Genomic DNA, 6426 nt, shown 5'->3' with positions numbered 1-6426 from the left:
GGGCCACCCGCCGCCCCCGCCCCCCCAACCCCCCCCGCGCGGCGCCCCCCAAACCCGCGCACACCCCCCCCCCCCCCGTGTGGACCCACCCCCCCCCCCCCCCTCGGGGGCGGCCCCCTTCGCTGTCTCAGTACGCTTCGGTGCGATCCGGAGTGTGGCCCAGCCGGGCGCTGTTAGCGGGCGCTCCGGCTGCGGCTGGTCTTGCTGGTTGCCATGAGATTTCCCAGCAGCGTGTCGTAGAGCCCGGCCGCGGCCTTGGCGGAGTCGCCGGGCCAGTGGTGTACGGAATGCGCAGCGCCCTGGATCTGCTGCCAGTTGGCCTGCTCCGGGATGTGCGGAGACAGCAGGAGGTCGCCGAACATGGACTGCATCTCGGCGAGCCGGAACGCGTGCTCGGAGGACCCGGAGCGCACGCGGTTGGCCACGATGCCGGCGGGGGACAGGTTCGGCGCGAACTCCTGCCGGAACAGCTGGATGGCCCGCATGGTGCGTTCGGTGCCGGCAACGGAGAAGAGCCCGGGCTCGGCCACCAGCGCCACCTTGTTGCTGGCGGACCAGGCCATGCGGGTGAGGCCGTTCAGGGACGGCGGGCAGTCCACCAGGATGAGTTCGTAAGTATTCGCGCCGGCGAGCACCGCGGCGAGCCTGCGCAAATCGCGCTTGCCAAGGTCGGGCCGGTCGTAGATGCCGGTGTACGCGGACCCGACGGCGACATCGAGCACTGCTGGACCGGAGCCGTTGACGGCTACCCGGCTGATCCAGCCGCTGGGCACGACGTTCTCGGCGATCCTGGCCTTGCGCGGATTCTTCAGCATCCTGCCGATGTCAAGCTTGTCGCTGGGCTGCACCCCGAGGGCTGTGCTGGCGTCGGCATGGGGATCGAGGTCAACTACGAGGGTTGGGATGCCCGCGGCCAGTGCCGCAGACGCCAGTCCGGTTGTAACGGATGTCTTGCCGACACCGCCCTTGAGGCTGCTGATGCTGACTACTTGCACTTGATAAACCAATACCTAACGCCGGTTGCCGTGTTGGGGTACGTTCCGTTCCGGTGCTGCCGGAAGGTGCTCCAGGAACAGGGGCAGGCTTCCGCCGCCCCATTCATCATATGTTGACCTCGGCCGGAATCCCTTCTTATCGGGATCCGGGCATGCCTTCCCGGCCGGTTGGTCCGGCGTCGTTGTTCACCGCCGGCAATAGCGGCAGTGCAGCGGAAGCAAACGGTGGGGTAGGGCGGCGTTAAGGAGTTAAATACGGGCCCGGCCGTGAATATGGCCCGGACATGACGGATAATTCTGTGATGGTAGACACAATGATTTGTGTTTCGTCCGGCCCGTCTTACACACTGTGACCACTCACCGATCCACCCGCAATGATGCAGGAGAAGTATGTTTTCCAAGATTCTGGTGGCCAACCGCGGAGAAATCGCAATCCGTGCTTTCCGCGCTGGCTACGAACTGGGCGCCAAAACGGTCGCCGTGTTCCCCAATGAGGACCGTAACTCGATCCACCGCCAGAAGGCCGACGAGGCGTATCTGATTGGCGAAGAGGGACACCCCGTGCGCGCCTACCTGGACGTCGACGAGGTGGTGCGGGTTGCCAAGGAGTCCGGTGCGGACGCCATCTACCCCGGTTACGGCTTCCTCTCCGAGAACCCCGACCTGGCGCGTGCCGCCAAGGCTGCAGGCATCACCTTCGTGGGTCCGCCCGCGGAGGTCCTGGAACTCGCCGGCAATAAGGTGGCCGCACTGGAGGCCGCCCGCAAGGCCGGCGTCCCCGTGCTGAAGTCCAGCGCGCCGTCGAAGGACCTTGACGAGCTTATTGCTGCTGCGGATGAGATCGGTTTCCCCATTTTCGCCAAGGCCGTGGCGGGCGGTGGCGGGCGCGGCATGCGCCGCGTCGACACCCGCGAGGCCCTGCCGGAGGCACTGCAGTCCGCCATGCGCGAAGCCGACGCGGCCTTTGGTGACCCCACCATGTTCCTCGAGCAGGCCGTGCTCCGCCCGCGCCACATCGAGGTCCAGATCCTGGCCGACGCCGAGGGCAACGTCATGCACCTCTTCGAGCGTGACTGTTCCATCCAGCGCCGCCACCAGAAGGTCATCGAGATCGCGCCGGCCCCCAACCTGGACGAAGGAATCCGCCAGGCCCTGTACCGGGACGCCGTGAAGTTCGCCAAGGCCCTGAACTACGTCAACGCAGGAACGGTTGAGTTCCTCGTGGACACCGTGGGCGAACGCGCGGGCCAGCACGTCTTCATCGAAATGAACCCCCGCATCCAGGTGGAGCACACCGTCACGGAAGAGGTCACCGACGTCGACCTCGTCCAGGCGCAGATGCGCATCGCCGCCGGCGAGACCCTCGCCGACCTGGGCCTGTCCCAGGAGACCGTTTTCCTCAAGGGTGCCGCGCTGCAGAGCCGCATCACCACCGAGGACCCGGCCAACGGCTTCCGGCCCGACGTCGGAAAGATCACCGGCTACCGCTCAGCCGGCGGTGCCGGTGTAAGGCTCGACGGCGGCACCGTTTACTCGGGTGCCGAGATCAGCCCGCACTTCGATTCCATGCTGGTAAAGCTCACCTGCCGTGGCCGGGACTACCCCGCCGCAGTTGCCAGGGCGCGCCGGGCGCTGGCGGAGTTCCGTATCCGCGGTGTCTCCACCAACATCTCCTTCCTGCAGGCCGTCCTTGACGACGCCGACTTCGTCGCCGGCAACGTGGCCACATCCTTCATCGACGAACGGCCCGAACTGCTGAAGGCACGCGTCTCGGCCGACCGCGGCACCAAGCTGCTGACGTGGCTGGCCGAGGTCACCGTGAACAAGCCCAACGGTGAACTTCCGGTCCGCACCGATCCCGCGGACAAGCTCCCGGCCGTCGCCGGCGTCGAGGCGCGCCCCGGCTCCCGCCAGCGGCTGCAGGAACTCGGACCGGAAGGCTTCGCCCAGTCGCTGCGCGGGCAGACGGCCGTGGCCGTCACCGACACCACGTTCCGCGATGCCCACCAGTCCCTGCTGGCCACCCGCGTCCGCACCAGGGACCTGCTGGCTGCGGCACCCGCCGTCTCCACCCTTTTGCCGGAACTGCTGTCCGTTGAGGCCTGGGGCGGCGCCACCTACGACGTCGCCCTGCGGTTCCTCGGCGAGGATCCCTGGGACCGGCTCGCCGCGCTGCGCAAGGCCCTGCCGAACGTCTGCCTGCAGATGCTGCTCCGCGGCCGGAACACGGTGGGCTACACCCCGTACCCCGAGGAAGTGACCGAGGCCTTCGTCAACGAGGCAGCGGCCACCGGCATCGACATCTTCCGCATCTTTGACGCCCTGAACGACGTTAGCCAGATGGCGCCCGCCATCCGCGCCGTCCGGGCCACGGGCACCGCCGTCGCCGAAGTGGCACTGTGCTACACGGGCGACATGCTGGACCCGAACGAGACGCTCTACACGCTGGACTACTACCTGGGCCTGGCGGACAAGATCGTCGAAGCGGGCGCCCACATCCTTGCCATCAAGGACATGGCTGGCCTGCTGCGTCCGGCGGCCGCCGCGAAGCTCGTCTCGGCATTGCGGGAACGCTTTGACCTGCCGGTGCACCTGCACACCCACGACACCGCAGGCGGCCAGCTCGCCACGCTGCTCGCGGCAGTCGATGCAGGCGTGGATGCCGTCGACGTCGCCTCGGCGTCCCTGGCCGGCACCACGAGCCAGCCGTCGGCGTCGGCCCTGGTTGCCGCCCTGGCCCATACGGAACGCGACACCGGGCTCAGCCTGGCCGCCGTCAGCTCCCTCGAGCCGTACTGGGAGGCCGTGCGCAGGGTCTACGCTCCGTTCGAGTCGGGCCTGCCGGGCCCGACCGGCCGCGTGTACCAGCACGAAATCCCGGGCGGGCAGCTCTCCAACCTCCGCCAGCAGGCCATCGCGCTTGGCCTGGGCGAGCGCTTCGAAGCGATCGAGGACATGTACACGGCTGCCGACCGGATCCTGGGCCACCTGGTCAAGGTGACCCCGTCGTCGAAGGTAGTGGGCGACCTTGCCCTGCACCTCGTGGGCCTCAACGCGGACCCGGCCGACTTCAACGAGAACCCGCAGAACTACGACATCCCGGACTCCGTCATCGGGTTCCTGTCCGGCGAGCTGGGCGATCCTCCCGGAGGCTGGCCGGAACCGTTCCGCACCAAGGCCCTCCAGGGCCGCAGCATCAAGGTGCGCGACGCCGAACTGAGCGCCGAGGACAGCGAGGCTCTCCGCGGTGACTCGAAGACCCGCCAGCAGACGCTGAACCGGCTGCTCTTCGCCGGTCCGACCAAGGACTACCTCAAGAGCAGGGAGACGTACGGCAACGTGTCGGTCCTGGACACCCGTGACTACCTCTACGGCCTGCAGCGCGGCGAGGAGCACGTGATCCAGCTCGAAAAGGGTGTCCGCCTCATCGCGTCCCTGGAAGCTGTGTCCGAGCCGGACGAGAAGGGCATGCGCACGGTCATGTGCACGCTGAACGGCCAGTCCCGCCCCGTCTCGGTGCGCGACAAGTCCGTGGTCAGCAACGTGAAGACGGCCGAGAAAGCGGACGCGTCCGTCCCGGGGCACGTCGCAGCTCCCTTCGCAGGAGCCGTGACGGTCACCGTCAAGGCGGGCGACGCCGTCAACGCCGGCGACACCGTTGCCACCATCGAGGCGATGAAGATGGAAGCATCCATTACGACGCCGGTGGGCGGCAAGGTGACCCGGCTGGCCATTTCCGCTGTGGAACAGGTCCAGGGCGGTGACCTGCTGATCGTCGTCGAATAGGCGACTGGTGACCAGCTGGCCGGCGACTGGATGACCGCTGGATAGCCTGCAGGGTGGCCAGCGGCCGCCCTGCAGGTAGGGTGGAAAACAGAAAAAGGTTGTGGGGACGGCGCCAAGCCGCCCCCACAGCCATTTCCGAACCCCACGGGCAGCCGGAACCCGACCGGAAGCCAGTAGAAAACAGAGCGGAAGCCATGACGCAGACCAATACGCCCAAACCCGGCCCGCGCCCCGACCGGAACCCCTCTATCGCCAAAGACAGCGCCGCCGAGGTTGCGGGCGAGGCAGGGACCAGTCCCGCCGGCGTGGCGCCGACGGGGGACATCAGTGTGGTGACTGTTTCCGACGCCCAGGACCGCTCTTCCGCCGGTTCGCTCTCGGCAGTGACTGGCGTGGTGCAGCAGGGAACGGCGTCATCGGCCATGCCCGTCGTGACGGCGGGACCCGGCGGCTTCAGCGCGGGCGGCGTCAACACAGGCGAGGTCAGTGCAGGCGATAATCACGAAGCAGGCGCAGCCGCCGCGGATACCGAGGCAGCCGGCACCGGGTCGGCAGGCGTAGCCGACCCGGCTGCCGCCGACTCAGCTGCCGCCGCTGTACCGGCGCCGGCTGACGAAGCCAAGGAGCTCCCCGGGCGCCGTGAACGTCCCGAGGGACCCGAGCCCGCTGCCGCCCTGACCGCCGACCGTCTCCTCACGAGGTCCGCGGCCGCACCGGTTTCGGGCTGGCGCCGGTGGCTCTACCAGGCAACCCTGGGCTACGTGAACCTCGGCGACTCGGACCGGGTCCGCATCCAGCGGGCCATGGAGCACCGCATCGCCATGCGGCTGGGGGAGCGGACCCGGTACGTGCCGGTGCTCTCGCGCAAGGGCGGAGTAGGCAAGACCACCGTCACCACGCTGCTCGGTATGGTGCTGGCGGAGCTGCGTGAGGACCGGGTCATCGCGATGGATGCGAATCCGGACCGCGGCACCCTCTCGGACCGTTCGCCGGGCAGGGCCGATTTCACGGCCCGCCAGCTGGTGAAGGACAGGTTCACGGTCAACTCGTTCGCACAGTTGTCCAACTACACGGCGCGGGACGGTTCACGCCTCGATGTGCTCGCCTCTGACACGGATCCCATGGTGGCGCACGCCTTCGACGACGCCGATTACCGCGCCGTCACCGACATCCTGGGCCGCTACTACTCGATCGTGCTGACCGACTCAGGCACCGGCATGGTGCATTCGGTCATGAAGGGCACGCTGGAAAAGGCCGACGCCGTGGTGCTCGTCTCGGGCGGCAGCGTCGATGAGGCGCGGCTCGCGTCCGAGACGCTGTCCTGGCTTGAAGCCCACGGCCGCCAGGATCTCGTCGCCAAAGCAACAGTGGTCATCAACATGGCCGCCGGCGACCGCACCCTGGTCAACATTGACGAAATCGAGCAGCACTTCCTGTCCAGGGTCCAGAATGTGGTGCGGATTCCGCATGACCGGCACCTGGCGGAAGGCTCGCGGATCCGCCTCGGCCAGCTGAAGCCGGCAACCCGCGCCGCAGCCGTGGAGTTGGCCGCGCTGGTGGTGGACGAGCTGCAGCAGGCCTAAGCCCCCGCCGTCGGGGGAGTTTTTGTCCACTTATCGGCCTCCGGAGGCCCCGGAAGTCGCGA

At 68.0% G+C, this 6426-nt stretch carries 3 protein-coding genes; 2 read left to right on the top strand and 1 reads right to left on the bottom strand.

The window, feature by feature from the left end; all coding sequences use genetic code 11:
• Window positions 1–173: 173 nt before the first annotated feature.
• Complete coding sequence (locus ACFRAU_RS16010) at window positions 174–995, bottom strand: ParA family protein (protein ID WP_377996109.1); 822 nt, start codon at window positions 993–995, stop codon at window positions 174–176.
• 390 nt (window positions 996–1385) lie between these two features.
• On the opposite strand from ACFRAU_RS16010, the gene ACFRAU_RS16005 reads away from it, so the two are divergent.
• Window positions 1386–4781: a pyruvate carboxylase gene (locus tag ACFRAU_RS16005; protein ID WP_378000656.1), complete on the top strand. Its 3396-nt coding sequence runs from the start codon at window positions 1386–1388 to the stop codon at window positions 4779–4781.
• A gap of 194 nt (window positions 4782–4975) precedes the next feature.
• Window positions 4976–6364 (top strand): hypothetical protein, encoded by a 1389-nt coding sequence (locus ACFRAU_RS16000; protein ID WP_378000655.1) that lies wholly within the window; start codon window positions 4976–4978, stop codon window positions 6362–6364.
• Window positions 6365–6426 lie beyond the last annotated feature (62 nt).

This window comes from Arthrobacter sp. NPDC056691 (assembly GCF_042791415.1).
Lineage (GTDB): Bacteria > Actinomycetota > Actinomycetes > Actinomycetales > Micrococcaceae > Arthrobacter.
This window is presented reverse-complemented; position numbering and strand designations above follow the sequence as displayed.

Bases quoted from the DNA above. Each gene is read 5' to 3' on its own strand.
- ACFRAU_RS16005 (WP_378000656.1), top strand. From the start codon at position 1,386: ATGTTTTCCAAGATTCTGGTGGCCAACCGCGGAGAAATCGCAATCCGT.
- ACFRAU_RS16000 (WP_378000655.1), top strand. From the start codon at position 4,976: ATGACGCAGACCAATACGCCCAAACCCGGCCCGCGCCCCGACCGGAAC.